General features: G+C 39.9%; 14 protein-coding genes and 2 tRNA genes. 6 read left to right on the top strand and 10 right to left on the bottom strand.

The features are described 5' to 3' along the window. Positions 1-213 precede the first annotated feature (213 nt). A complete protein-coding gene (locus tag ABMQ40_RS01605) occupies positions 214-930 on the top strand; it encodes a hypothetical protein (protein ID WP_370895836.1) in 717 nt (238 codons plus the stop codon). 212 nt (positions 931-1,142) lie between these two features. On the opposite strand, the gene ABMQ40_RS01600 is transcribed toward ABMQ40_RS01605, so the two are convergent. Beyond that, positions 1,143-1,216 (bottom strand) — tRNA-Asp (locus ABMQ40_RS01600). 339 nt (positions 1,217-1,555) lie between these two features. On the opposite strand from ABMQ40_RS01600, the gene ABMQ40_RS01595 reads away from it, so the two are divergent. The 5 genes from ABMQ40_RS01595 to ABMQ40_RS01575 all read left to right on the top strand — a co-directional run bounded on the left by ABMQ40_RS01595 (position 1,556) and on the right by ABMQ40_RS01575 (position 9,044). After that, entirely contained in the window at positions 1,556-2,044 is a 489-nt protein-coding gene (locus ABMQ40_RS01595; protein ID WP_370895834.1) for an RNA polymerase sigma factor, read from the top strand. A gap of 83 nt (positions 2,045-2,127) precedes the next feature. Beyond that, the gene (locus ABMQ40_RS01590; RefSeq protein ID WP_370895832.1) at positions 2,128-2,958 is read left to right on the top strand and encodes a FecR family protein; all 831 of its coding nucleotides are present in this window, start codon (positions 2,128-2,130) and stop codon (positions 2,956-2,958) included. A gap of 88 nt (positions 2,959-3,046) precedes the next feature. Further along, complete coding sequence (locus tag ABMQ40_RS01585) at positions 3,047-6,172, top strand: SusC/RagA family TonB-linked outer membrane protein (protein WP_370895830.1); 3,126 nt, start codon at positions 3,047-3,049, stop codon at positions 6,170-6,172. A gap of 10 nt (positions 6,173-6,182) precedes the next feature. Beyond that, the gene (locus ABMQ40_RS01580; RefSeq protein WP_370895828.1) at positions 6,183-7,925 is read left to right on the top strand and encodes a RagB/SusD family nutrient uptake outer membrane protein; all 1,743 of its coding nucleotides are present in this window, start codon (positions 6,183-6,185) and stop codon (positions 7,923-7,925) included. A 15-nt stretch (positions 7,926-7,940) separates the two neighbouring features. Continuing rightward, the gene (locus tag ABMQ40_RS01575; RefSeq protein WP_370895826.1) at positions 7,941-9,044 is read left to right on the top strand and encodes a metallophosphoesterase; all 1,104 of its coding nucleotides are present in this window, start codon (positions 7,941-7,943) and stop codon (positions 9,042-9,044) included. 63 nt (positions 9,045-9,107) lie between these two features. Here ABMQ40_RS01575 and ABMQ40_RS01570 read toward each other — a convergent pair. From ABMQ40_RS01570 to ABMQ40_RS01530, 9 genes are all read right to left on the bottom strand, one after another. After that, a tRNA-Asp gene (locus ABMQ40_RS01570) sits at positions 9,108-9,181 on the bottom strand. A gap of 130 nt (positions 9,182-9,311) precedes the next feature. After that, positions 9,312-9,629 (bottom strand): thioredoxin, encoded by a 318-nt coding sequence (gene trxA, locus ABMQ40_RS01565; protein WP_370895824.1) that lies wholly within the window; start codon positions 9,627-9,629, stop codon positions 9,312-9,314. An 84-nt stretch (positions 9,630-9,713) separates the two neighbouring features. Continuing rightward, positions 9,714-10,886, bottom strand: a complete 1,173-nt coding sequence (locus tag ABMQ40_RS01560; RefSeq protein WP_370895822.1) for a cysteine desulfurase family protein — start codon at positions 10,884-10,886, stop codon at positions 9,714-9,716. A gap of 1 nt (position 10,887) precedes the next feature. Continuing rightward, a complete protein-coding gene (locus ABMQ40_RS01555) occupies positions 10,888-11,352 on the bottom strand; it encodes a hypothetical protein (protein ID WP_370895820.1) in 465 nt (154 codons plus the stop codon). A gap of 24 nt (positions 11,353-11,376) precedes the next feature. After that, on the bottom strand, positions 11,377-11,964 hold the full coding sequence (locus ABMQ40_RS01550; RefSeq protein WP_370895818.1) for an HAD family hydrolase: 588 nt from the start codon (positions 11,962-11,964) through the stop codon (positions 11,377-11,379). 5 nt (positions 11,965-11,969) lie between these two features. Continuing rightward, positions 11,970-12,695 carry an SDR family NAD(P)-dependent oxidoreductase gene (locus ABMQ40_RS01545; protein ID WP_370895816.1) on the bottom strand — a complete coding sequence of 242 codons (726 nt, stop codon included), beginning with the start codon at positions 12,693-12,695 and terminating at the stop codon, positions 11,970-11,972. After that, the gene (locus ABMQ40_RS01540; protein WP_370895814.1) at positions 12,696-14,015 is read right to left on the bottom strand and encodes an FAD-binding oxidoreductase; all 1,320 of its coding nucleotides are present in this window, start codon (positions 14,013-14,015) and stop codon (positions 12,696-12,698) included. Next, complete coding sequence (locus tag ABMQ40_RS01535) at positions 14,012-14,899, bottom strand: decaprenyl-phosphate phosphoribosyltransferase (protein ID WP_370895812.1); 888 nt, start codon at positions 14,897-14,899, stop codon at positions 14,012-14,014. Before ABMQ40_RS01535 ends, ABMQ40_RS01540 begins: the two co-directional genes overlap by 4 nt. 103 nt (positions 14,900-15,002) lie before the next feature. Beyond that, positions 15,003-15,695, bottom strand: coding sequence for a YiaD family glycine zipper/OmpA-like lipoprotein (locus ABMQ40_RS01530; protein WP_370895810.1), 693 nt, complete (start codon positions 15,693-15,695; stop codon positions 15,003-15,005). Between the last annotated feature and the right edge of the window lie 3 nt (positions 15,696-15,698).

The raw sequence follows: 15,698 nt of genomic DNA, 5'->3' as shown, positions 1-15,698 counted from the left end.
CTGTTTTCCTTCGCTTTGAACTTTGAAAACAGTGTACTTTCGTCGACAACATTACGGGATGTCATAATAGGACCTTATTGGTAAACGGTAAAAATAGTTTTAAAAAATGGTACTCTAGTGCCTGATCGAAAAGAGCGATTTTTTTATGAAGTTCTTCAATTAGAATCTCAAAAGTATTAAATTTACTATGTAACCATTACAAAAACTAAAACCATGAAAAGAATATTGACCATTTTACTCTCTTTGGGAGTAACTCTTTTGTGCCATGCCCAGGAACAATTATTCGATGATCCGGAAATATGGAAACACGGATTGGGAAAAATAAAAGTAATTTCAACAGAGCTTTCCAAGGACTCCACAAAGAATGACAACAAAGTTTATCTAAAGGTTCATTTCTACGACGTCAAGAACAAAATGTTTAGAGATTATTACGCAGATCTGGATGCTGAAAAAAAAGAGTATGTAAGCCATAGCAACAGTTACACGTCCTTAGCGGCGATGCGACAACTTTCAATCATGACCGTGCCATTTAAGGTTAGGGCAAGAAATAAAGATGGGTATGTCACTGCTAAAGCTGATGTGGATAATATCGGACTTTTTGTTCCTTTTTATGTTAAAAGCGTTGATCGATATTGGGTTGATCGATCAAGTAATCATAAATTTGCTTTTGGAGTACTTTTATCTCCTATGGCGGAAGAACTGAGCGATAAAAACACGCAGAATCATTTTAATGATTCTGAGAAGTCCTATACAGCACTCATGCTGTCAACGTCTTTGGCTGCCACCTATACCTATAACAAGATAACCTTTGCCCTCATTCCTGTCGGCTTTGATTTTGGAACTGATACAGCAGGAAAAAAGTGGATCAATAACGGAAAATACTGGCTTGGGTTTGGTCTCGGTATTGATACAGACTTGTTTGGCTTTTAATGCCAATTGTTGTAGGCTCCCAAAAAACAGTACAGAAGAACGTAAATCATAAAAGGCTTCACAGGATTTATAAACAAATGGAACTATCCTTAAGGAGAAATCCAAAAACGGAAGCATTTCCAAAAAACAATCCTGCAATTTTTGAAAGTTGCAGGATTTATCGATCTTTTTACGCTAACTTGAAATTGAGATATTATATTATTGCGTTTATGCGATCCGGACGGGACTCGAACCCGCGACCTCCGCCGTGACAGGGCGGCATTCTAACCAACTGAACTACCGGATCAATTTTAAGTGGGGCAAAGATATGATTTTTTCTAATGCATTCAAACAAAATAAAACTTTTTTCTCCCCCAATTCCCCTAACCAACAGACTATCAAACACAAAAAATCCAAAACAACATCCATGACCTGGAATAATGCTGAAATTACGGAGTTACTTTTTATTATTCTGCTTTTAAATTCCGTTTAAAGGCTCCTTATCCGGACCTGTTCCGTCTGCTCCACGTTACCCGGACAAGAGAATACAGATGGGATATCTAAATTAAATTTAATTAATATTTGGTATCAGCCCGATATGAATTGATTACTTTTGCCATGCATTGAAACTGTGTGGTTCTTGATAATGGAATATTTTAAAAAAATATATTTAGATTACAAACATCAAGTATACTTTTTTGTCAAAAAGTTTATTTCAAATGTGGAAGATGTGGAAGATGTGGTGCAGGAGATTTTCATACATCTTTGGAAGCATTCCTCCTCACTAAAAAACCACCAGACTTTAGAATCTGTCATTTTCAAAACAGCTCAACAGGAAATTTCTAATTTTTACAGGAAAAATAAAATGCTCATCTCTTTTTCGCATGAAGACCTTATAAAAGATGAGGCTGATTCAGAAAAGACCGATAATGAGTTTAAAGAAGAGCAGTTACGGAAAATACAAAACCTTCTGGAAGAGGTTCCTGAAAGAAGCAAAGCTTTTTTTTACAAGAACAAGTTAGAAAAAATAAGCTATTCACAGATCGCCAAGGAAAATAACATCTCAAAAACAGCTGTGGAAAAACAAGTCAACAAAGTTGTCCGATACATAAAGGCGAACCTCAACCTATTTTAACCCAATATTAATTGATATAAACAAATCATTAAATCCATCCTTCAGGGGTGGATATTTTGATTTAGCCACGTAAGTATAAGTGTATGAAAGATACTCAAAACGATTTTGAAAAAATCTGGAAAGCCGTCTCCGAAGAAAAACAGGAAATGGATCCTGCAACCGACGCTAAAATCTGGGAAGGAATTGAAAGGAGGATTAAACGGGATAACAAACGAAAATATTATTGGATGGCTGCGGCCGCTATTCTGGTGCCCATATTCGGGATACTATTTTTTTATAGGGCTCCGGCCTCAAAAGAAATCAAAGATGATCTGCCTGCATTAGTGCTGCAAACCAATGGATCTTCCCAAACGTTCAGATTATCTGATAACAGCATGATCACCTTAGAACCTTACAGTAAATTATCCCTACATAAAGATTTTGGGAAAAAATACAGAAATGTAACACTTCAGGGAAAAGGTTTTTTCTCGATTGCAAAAGATAAATCCAAACCTTTTATCATAGACGCAGGTGATTTTAATGTTGAGGTTTTGGGAACAAAATTTTTAGTTGATCAGAGATCGCAGGAAAAAAAGGTAAAATTGATTGAAGGAAAAGTAAAAATAGAACACAACGGCAAACTGACATTTCTCCTGCCTGATGAGAACTGGAGCACTTCTCCGACAAAAAAAGATCTTCATTATTATGCAACGAGTACGGTGAGGCCCTTCACTTTTGAAAATGTAACTTTTGAAGATGCCATAACTGAAATAGAGAATACCTACGGAACCAATATCACCTATCCTGAAAAACTTTCTAAAAACCGGGTATCAGGCTCATTTTCAGGAAATCTGAAAGAAATTCTTTCCATCATAAATTATCCATTTAACCTAAAAACCGTCTTTAAAAATGAAAATGAAATAGTTCTGTATTAAAATAAAACAGCACTAATAATGTGGCGTTATCAGTGCTTGTAATTAATCTAAAACTCGCTAAAGAATAATAAATTAATTCATCAAATTTATGAAAAAAACTGCAATTTCTATTGCTTTACTCGTAGCGATGGGTCTACCTGTGATCAATTATGCGCAGACCCAGGCTAACACGCCTGTAACCAGTATTCAAAAGCAGGTACCTTTGGTCAGGATACTTAAAAAGTTAGGACAATCTACTAAAACCAGATTCTTTTATTCTGCTTCAGATTTTAAAAACATCTGGGTAGATGAAAACAAAATCAACTATTCATCATTAAAGCAAAGTTTGGATTATCTGAAAAAGACCGTTCCTCTGGATTATCAGATCCAGAACAATACGGTAAGCCTCAGGAAACTGACTTCCGGTAGCTACTCCCTTGCCGAAAATGAAATAAGATCCCAAAAGGACACTGTAAACCAGCAGGAGAAAAAAATAGACGAGGTAGTGATTGTAGGGTACGGTACCCAAAAGAAATCCATAGTGACAGGCTCCGTATCCGTAGTGAAAGGTTCAGTAGCAGACGGACAACCGGTACTTTCAGCCGGAAACATTTTACAGGGCCTGGCACCGGGGGTTACAGTTACTACACAAACAGGTGCACCAGGTGGTGATGCCGGAAATATCAGAATCAGAGGGATCAATAGCTTTGGTGGTTCTGACAGCAATCCCCTTGTTATTATCGACGGCGTCGCAGGAAACATCAATGATATAGATGTTAACATGATTGAATCTATCTCTGTTCTTAAAGATGCCGCCTCTTCTGCAATATATGGTTCCAGAGCCGCCAGCGGAGTTATTCTCATCACTACCAAACGTGCCAAAGGAAACAAGCTGTCTGCCCAATACCGAATGTACACAGGATGGCAGACACCAACAGCCATACCAAAAGTCACCGATGGTCTTACGTACATGAAAGTCTTTAATGACGCCAGCATGAATGACAATGGTACAAAAATTTACAGTGATGAAGATATCAGCGCCTTTTTGGAGGCATACAACAAAAATCCCGGCAACTATGACTGGCAAAAGGCGATCCTTCAGGGAAGCGGATTCCTGCAAGACCATTATTTTTCATTATCCGCAAAATCCGGGATTATCAGTGTAGCACCGTCATTCGGGTATGCAAGACAGGAAGGCATCATTAAAAATACCAACTTTACGAGATTCACTTTCCGTAATAATATGGACATTACTCCCAATGACCAGTGGAATATCAGACTAGACCTGTCATTGATCAACAAAGACAGAAAGCAGATCGCTGATGAAGGAACCATCTGGAATTATCTTGGCAGAATGCCTACGAATATCCCCATTTATTATGGTGAAAACTATTCCGACGGGTGGGTAAAAATTAATCCGGTCGGGTACATCGAAGATGGAGGAAACCGTAAACAGAACAATTTAGAGTTTATAGGAAACCTGAATGTTTCTTATAAGCCTACGGATTGGTTGACATTGAAAGGTCTTGTGGCCCCACGTTATCTCACAACCAATATCCATCTTTTCAGAAAAAGTGTAAACACCTATTATGAGGACGGAACTGAAGCGGGTGCCGCCAATACCTTTACGGAGCTTACGGAATCTGCAAGACGCCAGTTTTACGGAACTTATCAGTTCCAGGCAAACCTGAAGAAAGAATTTGGCAAGCACAATTTCGAGCTTCTTGCCGGAACGTCGAGGGAAACGTATAATGAAAAAATCTTGTCCGGGTACAGACGGGATTTCCTTTATGATAATTATGAAGTACTGGATGCTGGTGCGGATAACGAGACCAAAGATAATGGAGGATCAGAATATGAATGGCTGCTGGTTTCTGCTTTTGGAAGGCTAAATTATAATTACAATCAAAAATATCTATTTGAGGCCAATGTAAGGTACGATGGCACCTCAAGATTTATCGGCAAAAACCGCTGGGCTTTTTTTCCTTCATTTTCTGCCGGCTGGGTGGTCTCAAGAGAAAACTTTTTTGAAGGTCTAAGAAGTACTATCAGCCAATTAAAATTCAGAGGCTCCTGGGGGAAATTAGGAAATCAGAATATCAGCTCTTCTTACTATCCGTTCTCAGAACCATTATCATTGGGGAGCACTTCTATGAACGGACAGGTGTATCAAACGATACAGCAATTGATAATGTCTAATCCTGATCTGAAGTGGGAAGAGACCACAATGTCCGGTGTAGGTGTTGATCTTTCCTTATGGAGAAAGCTGGACCTGTCTTTTGACATTTACAATAAAAAAACCGAAGGAATTCTCCTAAGATTAAATACCTCCCAGCTTACAGGTTTAGAAGCACCGGTTCAAAATGCTGCCACCGTAAGCAACAAAGGTTGGGAGATAGGCGCGCAGTATAATGAAAGATGGGGGGATTTTAAAATGAATATCGGTTTTAATCTTTCCGATGTAAATAATAAAATCATTGACATGAAAGGGCAATCTTCCGGAACACTTCTCCGGCAGCAGGTTGGCTCTTCAGTAAATTCCATTTACGGCTTTATTGCCGACGGTTTATACCAAAATCAGGCGGAGATCGATGCCGGCCCAACGCAATTTGGAACCTTAAAGCCGGGAGACATCAGATACCGGGATATTGCCGGAGCCTTTGATGCCAATGGTAATCCGATTGGGGATGGAAAAATTACTGATGCTGACAGAACTATTATCGGAAGTACAGTGCCCAGATATACGTACGGCCTTAATTTGGGATTTTCCTGGAAAGGTTTCAGGCTATCGGCATTGATACAGGGAGTCGGAAAAGTTGACGGCTATCTGGATTCACACTATGTAATTCCTGCGGTAAACTCAAGTGCCGTAAAACCCTGGCAGCTTGATTACTGGACTCCGGAAAACACAGATGCTCAGTTTCCACGGGTTTCCCTGACGTCTACCAACAATACACAAAATTCTACAATGTGGATGAGAAGTGCAGCCTATACACGCCTTAAAAATGTACAGATCGGATATGAACTTCCTAAATCCTTTATAGACAACACTTTCCTGGAAAGCATGTACATCTATTTAAACGGACAAAATCTGCTGACTTTCACAAAATTCTACGAAGGATATGATCCGGAGATCAATTACAATGCGGGAAGCTCTGATGGAGTTTCTCTGGGAGGTGGAAACTATTATCCACAGGTAAAAACATTTTCATTCGGTATTGATGTTAAATTTTAATGAAAAAAAAATGAAAAACTTTCTAAAAATATTCTTATTTGCCATAATCACTTCATGCTCAGGTGCCGATATGGATCTGGAGCCGCTAAACGGACCGACATCCGGAACCTTCCCAGCTTCCTATGAAGAAGGAAAAATGGGTCTTTTTGCAGCGTATAGAAACTTAAGTACTTTGGATGCCGCCAGTACTCCGATCTGGCACGTGATGGATAACATTACGGATATCGGATATGCAAGACCAGGAACCAATTATACATCGCCTATCACGAGTTCCGTTACTACCACCAATGCATTAGCAATAAAACCATGGGAGGTTCATTATAAAACGATCGCAAGATGTCACGCAGTACTCGATAAACTGAATGAGATTTCAGGAATTACCGAAGTCCAAAAGCAGGAACTTGGCTCGGAATTGAGGTTTATCCGTGCGTACTGCTATTCTCAGCTTATTGAGCTTTACGGAGATGTTCCCCTGCTAAAATCAGCAGTTACCCTGAACAATGCTAACGTTCTCCGGACGCCTGTTACCGAAATTCAGCAATTCATTATTGAAGAGCTTGAAGCTGTAGCACCCCAACTTCCGGTATCCCAATCGCAGTTCGGAAATGTCCGTGCATCCCGTATAGCAGCCTTAATGTTAAAAGCCAGAATTGAACTTTATTCTAAACAATACGCAGCGGCAGCAGCTACTTCAAAACAAGCTTTGGATCTGGCTGCAGGAGTTCACAGTCTGACACCGTTCAACTCTTCTGTGAATTACGTGGGTAAAGACCATACGGTAGGGGAACCGGATCCAAGTAATATCTTCGGGCACAGCGGTTTTTCCAGCAGTAAAGAATGGATCTGGGTAGCCGAATATAACCTTAATGTACCGGGATATCTTCATAATCAGCAATATTACGCAGCATCCCGTCTGGGTAAAGGAGTTTGCTATTGGGGTCCTACCCAAAATCTCATAGATTCCTATGAAATGATAGACGGTCTGTCAATCATAGAATCTCCGCTGTATGATGAAACAAATCCTTTTAAAAACAGGGATCCTCGCCTTGATATGTATGCCGTACGGCCCCACTCCAGATTTTTGGGTTACCAGTTTGAGCCGAGCACTTCATTCCCAAAAGTAAATAACTACTGGTCCGTGGCCAATGGCGGAGCACCCACACAGGTCGCCAATGCCGATGCTACCAATGCCTATCGGTCTTTCAGTGGCTACCTCTGGAGAAAAGTGGTTGATATTGCCGACTTCAATTCTACCTCAGTAAGCGGAAATTCAGATTTAAATGTTGGGATCTTCAGACTTCCGGAACTAATGCTGATCTATGCAGAAGCAAAAATCGAGCTGAATCAGCTGGATAATTCCGTTTATGATATGATCAATCAGATCAGGGCCCGTGCAAAAATGCCGCCTCTGAATAACGGTATGTCTCAGGCTCAGCTGAGAAAAGCTCTTCGCTATGAAAGAAAAGTAGAACTGGCTAATGACGGATTAAGATGGTATGACATAAGACGTTGGGGCATTGCCAATAATGTAATGAACGGGTACCTGTACCTGAACCGTAACGCAAACAACTGGACCAAATCTGTAATATCAGGTTTTGATGAAAGTGCAAACCCTGTCTATAATCATTCAGTAGCCTCAACATACTTTACTACCCAGGAAGTGGTTTATAAAATAAATAAGGATGAACATTGGCCGATACCCCAATCAGAAATAGACGCAAACCCTTCACTACAACAAAACCCCGGATATTAACTATAAAGAAAATATATGAAAAAGAATATATCACTATTGCTGCTACTGCTGTCCGCAGTGTTTTTCGCACAGGAAAAATTTCAGGCTCCCCGCTTAGACAATGAAAAGTCATGGAGCATTATTCTGATCCCTGATACGCAAAATTATGTGAAATGGAATAAAAATCAGCCTGTTTTAGATCTGATGGTGAGATGGATCGAGGATAATATCGCTTCACTTAATATTAAAATGGTTTGCCACGTTGGAGACCTGGTGGAACATAATAATATTCTTAATCAGGGATATGACGGAGACCAAAGTGCGGATGACCAGTGGAAATCTATACAATCGATCCTGGGAAGACTAAATGGAAAAGTGCCGTATATAGCTGCAACAGGAAATCATGATTTCAGTATCAATGAGGAAGGCAGAAGATTTTCCCGCTATAATGAATTTTTCCCTTCCAATTTCAATCGCTTAAACCAGAAACATCTGGTACAAAACTTTTTCAATGATGCCGGCGTCCCAAGCATGGAAAACTCTGTTTTAGAACTTAAGGGACTCAATGGCTTAGACTATTTATTTTTTACCCTTGAATATGCGCCGAGGGATAAGACTTTGGAATGGGCTAAAAAAGTTTTGGATATGCCTCAGTACAAAAACCACCGGTCAATTTTAATTACCCATGCCTTCCTGGATTCAAAAGACAAGAGAACTGATAAAAATAACTCATGGTTCATGTATGAACCTTTTGTAGTAAACAATGTACCCCAAAAATCAAAAAACATCGCTCTTCCGGAATCTAATAACGGAGAACAGATATGGCAAAAGCTGATACAGCCTTCTCAAAACCTTCAGCTGGTATTAAGCGGCCATATTTCAGGTGAAGGTTTCCGTGTGGATACCAATAGCTATGGCAAAAACGTAAATCAGATGCTTTTTGATATGCAAAGTGAAGGCGGTGGGCACCGCAACGGTAATGGCGGTGATGGCTGGCTCAGAATTATTGAGTTCTATCCGGATAATAAAACCGTAAAAGTGAAAACATACTCGCCTCTTTTCGGGATTTCGCCAACTACTCAGGAAAAAGCGTATAAGAAAGATCCCAGGAACGAGTTTACTTTCAAACTTTCAGAATAGAACGGGAACAAAACAAAAAAAGCTGTAAATATATTTACAGCTTTTTTACTATTTAAACAGTTGCGATCCGGACGGGACTCGAACCCGCGACCTCCGCCGTGACAGGGCGGCATTCTAACCAACTGAACTACCGGATCAATTTTCTGTTAAAAGAACTCGTTTCTTTTTTGTGATTGCAAAAATACATCTTTTTTAATTCTCTGCAAATTATTTCTAAAAAAAATGCCTTCCATGAGCGGAAGGCATTCATTATCAAAGTTATTTTTTTTACAAGTGTGCGCTTAGCTTTTCGGCGATCACCTCTTTTGGAGCTACCCCAACTAATTTGTCTACAACTTCACCATTTTTGAAGATTAAAACTGTAGGGATATTTCTGATCCCGTATTGCATAGAGATTTCCTGGTTGTTATCAACATCTACTTTCCCTACCAATGCTTTACCTTCAAAGTCGGTTGCCACTTCTTCAATGATGGGTCCCAAAGTTCTGCAAGGTCCGCACCATACCGCCCAAAAGTCAACTAATACCGGTTTATCAGATTTCAAAACCGTTTCCTGAAATGAGCTATCTGTAATTTCTAAAGCCATTTTGTTTCTTTTATTTAAATTAATATTCTATTTATACTGATCCTTAATTTGGATAATCAAAATTACGATTTTCAGGAAATAAGGTTATCTATGTTCAACATTTGTTTTTTCTATAACCAGATCACCGGAAATTTCCTTTAAGGCGTTCACCAGTGCGTCAATATCCTCCCTTGTCGTCATATGGCTGAAGGAAATACGCAACGGGGTGCTGTGCTCCATTTCATCTTCAGACAATATCATCATCATTACCATTGAAGGTTTTGAAGCACCTGATGAGCATGCGCTTCCCTGGGAAATGGCAATGCCCTTCATATCCAGCTGGAGACCTATTAAAGGGTTTTTGTAAGGAAGAAGAGCGCTTAAAACGGTATAAAGACTTTCCTTCTCTGCACTTCTCCCGTTGAATTTAATGCCTTTAATTTCTGCTGACAATCTTTCGATTGCATAGTCCTTGATCTCCTGTATATGATCCTTATAGGCTTCCATATTCTTAAGGTAAAGCTCCAAAGCTTTTCCCAACCCTACAATACCGGCTACATTTTCGGTTCCGGCCCTCATGCTTCTTTCCTGAGGTCCGCCGGTAATTATACCTTTCAGCCCTGTAGCTTTTCTGATAAATGCAAATCCTATACCTTTAGGCCCATGGAATTTATGAGCGCTGCACGAAGCAAAGTCCACAGCGATATCTGAAAAATCAAGAGGCAGGTGGGCCATCGTCTGCACCGTATCTGAATGGAACAATGCATTATTTGCCTGGCATAATTCCGCAACTTTTTTAATATCAGTAATATTTCCGATCTCATTATTGGCATGCATCAGGCTTACCAACGTTTTTTTATCCGAGGCTTTCAGTAATTCTTCCAGTTTGTTCAGATCAATATCCCCGTTTCCCTCAGGCCGGATATAGTTTACCTCAACTCCCTTTCTGTTCTTCATATCCAGGATACTCTCCGAAACACACTTGTGTTCCAGCGGAGAGCTGATGATTCTTTCCACACCCAGATGCTCCACACTGGATTTGATGATCATATTGTTAGATTCTGTGCCGCAGGAAGTAAAAATGATTTCAGCGGGTGTAACGTGAAGATAATCTGCGATCTGCCTTCTCACATTTTCGATAAGGATCTTGGCTTCCTGGCCGAAGCTGTGAGTGGAAGAAGGATTTCCGAAATTCATTTTCATGGTATCTACCATTGCATCAATAACTTCTTCTGAAAGAGGCGTTGTTGCAGCATTATCTAAATATATTTTATTCATTTTATTTGGAATATTTTAATTCTACAAAATTAAACTGATAACTGGACGGAACTGTAAAGACCACCCAAGGGCTGGAAATCACCTGAATCTCCATACCGCCGGATTCATACTGCGGAATCTCCACGTACAGGATATTATCTTTCACAGAAATACTCCTGATCTCAGAAATTGTGTGATTCCCGGACCTGAAAGTCCCCAGGTTGTATAGAACAACCTTCTTATCCTTCGGGAATTTGGGATATTGGGCAGCAGATTCTGAACCCGATTCTACCAATCCCGGGTTTCTTTTAATAATTTTTTCAAATTCCTGTTCATCTTTAATGATGGTAAAACCTGGCTGGTCAGATCCGCCCTGGGATTCCGAGACAAGAATTTCCGCATTTTTTTGCATCTCCGATGGTTTTTGGGATAACGTGCTCGTACAGCTCATGACAAGCCCAAGACACAGAATGAGCAATGCTTTCATTATTTATATTTTGTTTCTCCAAAATTAGTGAAAAAATTGATAATGTCCCTCATTTGCCCACTTCAACATATATTTGTCTCCAGAAGTATCTCCAAAAGCAATTATTTTATCATATTTGGAGTGGTCTATTTCTTCCTGTATCCTTATCAGCTTTTCCTTTCCGTTACAGTTTTTGCCGATGAAATTCCCTGTAAAAACACCATTTTTAAACTCTGCCCGTGTTGAAACCAGCTGCATTTGCAAAGCCTCTGCGAAGGGTTTGGCCCATATGTCCAGCGAGGCGGTTACCAATAGACTTTGAGTATTGTTACGATCAATATTTTTAATAAAGTCCAGGGCATTTTCCCTCACAATTTTGGGATAATGTTGCTCAAAAAACTGCTGTGACTTTTTCTCGATCTTTTCCCGGGTTTGTCCCTTGAGGATAGATCCTATGAAGCTTTTCTTTACTTTTTCGGTTTCAGCCAGCCTCAGCTTCAATAAAATAAACAGCGGAACATGCCTTAAAAATTGTATCCGGAATCTGGCAGGATCATAAAACCTGAGATACATGAACATAGTATCCTTATAGGTGAGGGTTCCGTCAAAATCAAAACAATACAACTTTTTCATCTTTGTTAAAGCTTAAGTTTTTTGAACATGGGTTCAGGGATATTCCTGATAATCATCATTATAATTCCCCAAACCGGCAAAACATATGCCACATTTTTCCTGTTCTTATAAGCTTTGAAAATACAGGCTGCAGCCTGTCCGGGAGTGGCCGTCAGCTTAGGGTTCAGCGGCAGGCCTTCCGTCATTTTGGTTGCCATAAACCCTGGCTTTATGGTAAGCACATGAACCTTCTTATCAAAAAGGTAGTTTCTCAGCCCGCTTAAATAGGCCGTAAAAGCCGCTTTGGCACTTCCATAAATAAAATTGCTCTGTCTTCCTCTGTCTCCCGCCACCGATGACAATCCTATGATCGTTCCCGATCTCCTGCTTTCAAACTTTTGTGCAAAATAATTTATCACCGGAACCAGCCTGGCGTAATTGATATCTATGATTCTCTCCGTATTTTTATTATCATACAGTCCGTCTTCCGTCCCTTCTCCCAGATACCCTGTTGCACAAAATAATACGTTTGAATTGATATTTTCAAATTTACTGTAATCTGTTTCTTTCATCAGATCCAGCTCTATCACTTCAGACTGCTGAAGAAACTTCACATCAATATGCCTTGCAAATCTTTCAGTAGCTTCCCTGTTGGAGGTGAAAAGATATATTTTTTCAAATTTTTCCCCTTCCTGCAAAGCTTTTTCCACAAAAGCCTGTGCTACCTCAGATGTACTTCCCAGAACTATCATTTATGAATTATTATTTATGATTCTTTTGTGCTGTAAGGACACAAATTTAGGATTTTGAATATTTTTAAGATAATTAGTTAAGGATGACCGGCTCATACTGTCTTTTGTAAGATAAATCCTGCCTCCGTATTCCTGTACGATATCATCCAGCTGCCCCACCAGTTTCTTTAGCCTGGGATTCACTTTAAAATCAAGTGCTAAAGTATACCCTTCCATGGGGAATGAATTGTAAGCCTGGGAATTATTCTTCCCAAAAAGCTTTAAAACAGCTAAAAAAGATCCGTTACCACTATCGGCTATCGTTTCCAGGATCTTTTTCATCCCTTCCTTTCCGGTTTCCTTGGGGATTACCATCTGATACTGGATAAAGCCCGATTTCCCGTAAATCTTATTCCATTCATTGATGACATCCAGAGGATAAAAGAAGGTTTCATAATCTATAAAATTTCTGACTTCCTTCCTGGTTTGCTTTTTATAATACAGCCAGTTGAAGATCTTTACCGTAAAGGCATTAAGGACAAAATTCGGGAAATAGAAAGGAACCGTCGGCTGGAATTTGCTTTTTAATCTTAACGGATTTTTGGCCAGGTTAGGCGGTAATTCGTGTTGAAAAGCATGCTCCCCTCTCATCAGGATACTTCTTCCGATATTCTTTCCTTTTTGAAGACAGTCAATCCAGGCAACAGTATAGGTCCAGCTTTCACTCTCATCGAACAATCTGAAAATTTCGTCCAGGTTTTCGGCTTTAATGCTTTCCTGACGGATATATGCCGTTTCTATATTCTTAAGCTTGAATCTGGCAGTGAGAATAATTCCTGTGAGACCCATCCCTCCGATAGTCGCCCAGAATTTATCTGGGTTCTGCTCCCTGGAACAGGTAATAATCTCTCCGTTTTCAGTCATAAGTTTAAATTCAATGACGTATTCCGAAAAACAGCCTTCCGCATGATGGTTCTTGCCATGAACGTCTGAGGCTATGGCTCCTCCTACGGAAACAAATTTGGTTCCGGGTGTAACGTATAGGAAATATCCCTGGGGAACAGAAACCTCGAGGACCTCGGAAAGCAATACTCCCGATTCACATTCGATGATCCCGTTCAGGCGGTCAAAGCTGATAAACTTGTTTAATTTCCTGGTAGAAAAAATATGTTCACCCAATGAAGCATCCCCGTAACATCTTCCGTTCCCTCTTGCGATCACTTCATTATGATTTAATACAAACTCTTTTATTTTTCCGAAGCTGTCTTCAGACTTCATCTCTTTTTCCACTACGGGAAAATTGCCCCAATTGGTAACTTTTTGTACAAAATTCGGCTTCATTTTTTAAAATAGATTTGAATTAAAAATGCAGCGACCCATAATAACAAGGTAACCTGTATATACCTGTCTCTATAAACGATTTTTGTGGGTGACTCCGTCCTGTTATACACCAACGTCTGCTGCAAATACCGTAAAAAGGCAAATACAACAAAAATCACCGTATAAAAAACCCTTTCATGGAACCTGGTCTGCACTTCCGGTGACAGGGTGAACATCAGGTAGCATACAATGGCCAGCGTAACGGAAATGGAAAGCGCTATATCCGCAAACTGTACATTATATCCGTCCAAAGCCCTTCTTGTCTTCCCTGAGACCTGCGCATTAATAAGTTCGCCTCTTCTTTTTCCAATGGCCAAAACCAATGCCAGCACAAAGGTCAGCAATATGGCCCACTGCGAAATATTGATCCCTGTGATATACCCTCCTGACAGCACCCTTAAAACAAACCCGATGGCAATAATGAAAATATCGATAATCGGGACATGTTTTAACCTGAAGGTATATGCAAGGTTCATAACGAAATAGAATCCTATGATCGTGGCAAATTTCCAGAGATTCTGGTGAAAGTAGGTCTGTGCCAGCAAAATAAGGGCTACATCTGAAACAATAAGCCCTATAAGGATGCCTATTGCTTGCGGCTTTGAAACGGCACCGCTCGCAAGAGGCCTCCGTCTTTTTTCCGGATGCTTCCTGTCTGCCTCAATATCATTATAATCATTTAAAATATAAACAACACTTGCCGCAAGCGAGAAAATAAAAAAGGCGAATATACTTTTGGTGAGTAAATCAAAATTTTTGATGTTACCTGAAAAAAACAGGGGAACAAAAACAAAAAGGTTCTTCACCCATTGCTCCACACGGAGCAGCTTAAAATATTTCTTCATTTATGTTGTTTCAGATGCAAAAATAATAATTTAAAAAAAATTCAGCATAAAAATACAAAAAAAACCGCCGAAGCGGTTATTTAAGAAAATATTTATATGTTAATTAATTACCGCTCTGTTTGGCGTCATTAATCATTTTTTCATTCGCAGTGATCGCAAATTCCACCCTTCTGTTCTTAGCTCTTCCTTCTTCTGTATCATTGCTGGCTACCGGCATGCTTTCCCCCTCACCCATTGCAAATAATCTGCTGGAATCAATTCCTTTACCGGAAAGATATGCCTTCACAGAATTGGCCCTTCTTTCAGAAAGTTTCATGTTATAATCATCAGAACCTTTATTGTCTGTATGTCCGTAAATATTGATGTTGGTATCAGGGTTGTTGATGAGTACCTGGGCAAGCTTATCAAGATTGGTTTTAGCTGCCGGTGTAAGATCTGAGGAATCGAATGCAAAATTAACGATACTTTCGTTCAGGGTAATCTTAATACCATCTCCTACTCTCTCCACTTCCGCACCCGGAAGGGTTTCTTTTATTTCTCTGGCCTGCTTATCCATTTTAGACCCGATCACATTACCCGCTACACCGCCGATAATACCTCCTAAAACAGCTCCTAATGCAGAGTTTTTACCTTTACCAACGTTATTTCCCAATATACCACCGATCACGGCTCCTGAGGCTGCTCCTACCGCAGTACCTCTTTGCTGGTGATTTGAATTTTGAACGGCCTCACAGCTGGTAAGTAATAAAGCTGATGATAGGAAAAGGGCTCCAATATATGTTTTATTAAATTTCATCTT

This window comes from Chryseobacterium gossypii, from assembly GCF_041361455.1.
Lineage (GTDB): Bacteria > Bacteroidota > Bacteroidia > Flavobacteriales > Weeksellaceae > Chryseobacterium > Chryseobacterium gossypii.
Note: the sequence above shows the minus strand (reverse complement) of the source record. Positions and strands in the feature narration are given on the sequence as shown.

Excerpts from the sequence above, each read along its gene's own strand:
- ABMQ40_RS01605 (WP_370895836.1), top strand. The coding sequence starts at position 214 with ATGAAAAGAATATTGACCATTTTACTCTCTTTGGGAGTAACTCTTTTG.
- ABMQ40_RS01595 (WP_370895834.1), top strand. The coding sequence starts at position 1,556 with ATGGAATATTTTAAAAAAATATATTTAGATTACAAACATCAAGTATAC.
- ABMQ40_RS01590 (WP_370895832.1), top strand. The coding sequence starts at position 2,128 with ATGAAAGATACTCAAAACGATTTTGAAAAAATCTGGAAAGCCGTCTCC.
- ABMQ40_RS01585 (WP_370895830.1), top strand. The coding sequence starts at position 3,047 with ATGAAAAAAACTGCAATTTCTATTGCTTTACTCGTAGCGATGGGTCTA.
- ABMQ40_RS01580 (WP_370895828.1), top strand. The coding sequence starts at position 6,183 with ATGAAAAACTTTCTAAAAATATTCTTATTTGCCATAATCACTTCATGC.
- ABMQ40_RS01575 (WP_370895826.1), top strand. The coding sequence starts at position 7,941 with ATGAAAAAGAATATATCACTATTGCTGCTACTGCTGTCCGCAGTGTTT.
- trxA (WP_370895824.1), bottom strand. The coding sequence starts at position 9,629 with ATGGCTTTAGAAATTACAGATAGCTCATTTCAGGAAACGGTTTTGAAA.
- ABMQ40_RS01560 (WP_370895822.1), bottom strand. The coding sequence starts at position 10,886 with ATGAATAAAATATATTTAGATAATGCTGCAACAACGCCTCTTTCAGAA.
- ABMQ40_RS01555 (WP_370895820.1), bottom strand. The coding sequence starts at position 11,352 with ATGAAAGCATTGCTCATTCTGTGTCTTGGGCTTGTCATGAGCTGTACG.
- ABMQ40_RS01550 (WP_370895818.1), bottom strand. The coding sequence starts at position 11,964 with ATGAAAAAGTTGTATTGTTTTGATTTTGACGGAACCCTCACCTATAAG.
- ABMQ40_RS01545 (WP_370895816.1), bottom strand. The coding sequence starts at position 12,695 with ATGATAGTTCTGGGAAGTACATCTGAGGTAGCACAGGCTTTTGTGGAA.
- ABMQ40_RS01540 (WP_370895814.1), bottom strand. The coding sequence starts at position 14,015 with ATGAAGCCGAATTTTGTACAAAAAGTTACCAATTGGGGCAATTTTCCC.
- ABMQ40_RS01535 (WP_370895812.1), bottom strand. The coding sequence starts at position 14,899 with ATGAAGAAATATTTTAAGCTGCTCCGTGTGGAGCAATGGGTGAAGAAC.
- ABMQ40_RS01530 (WP_370895810.1), bottom strand. The coding sequence starts at position 15,695 with ATGAAATTTAATAAAACATATATTGGAGCCCTTTTCCTATCATCAGCT.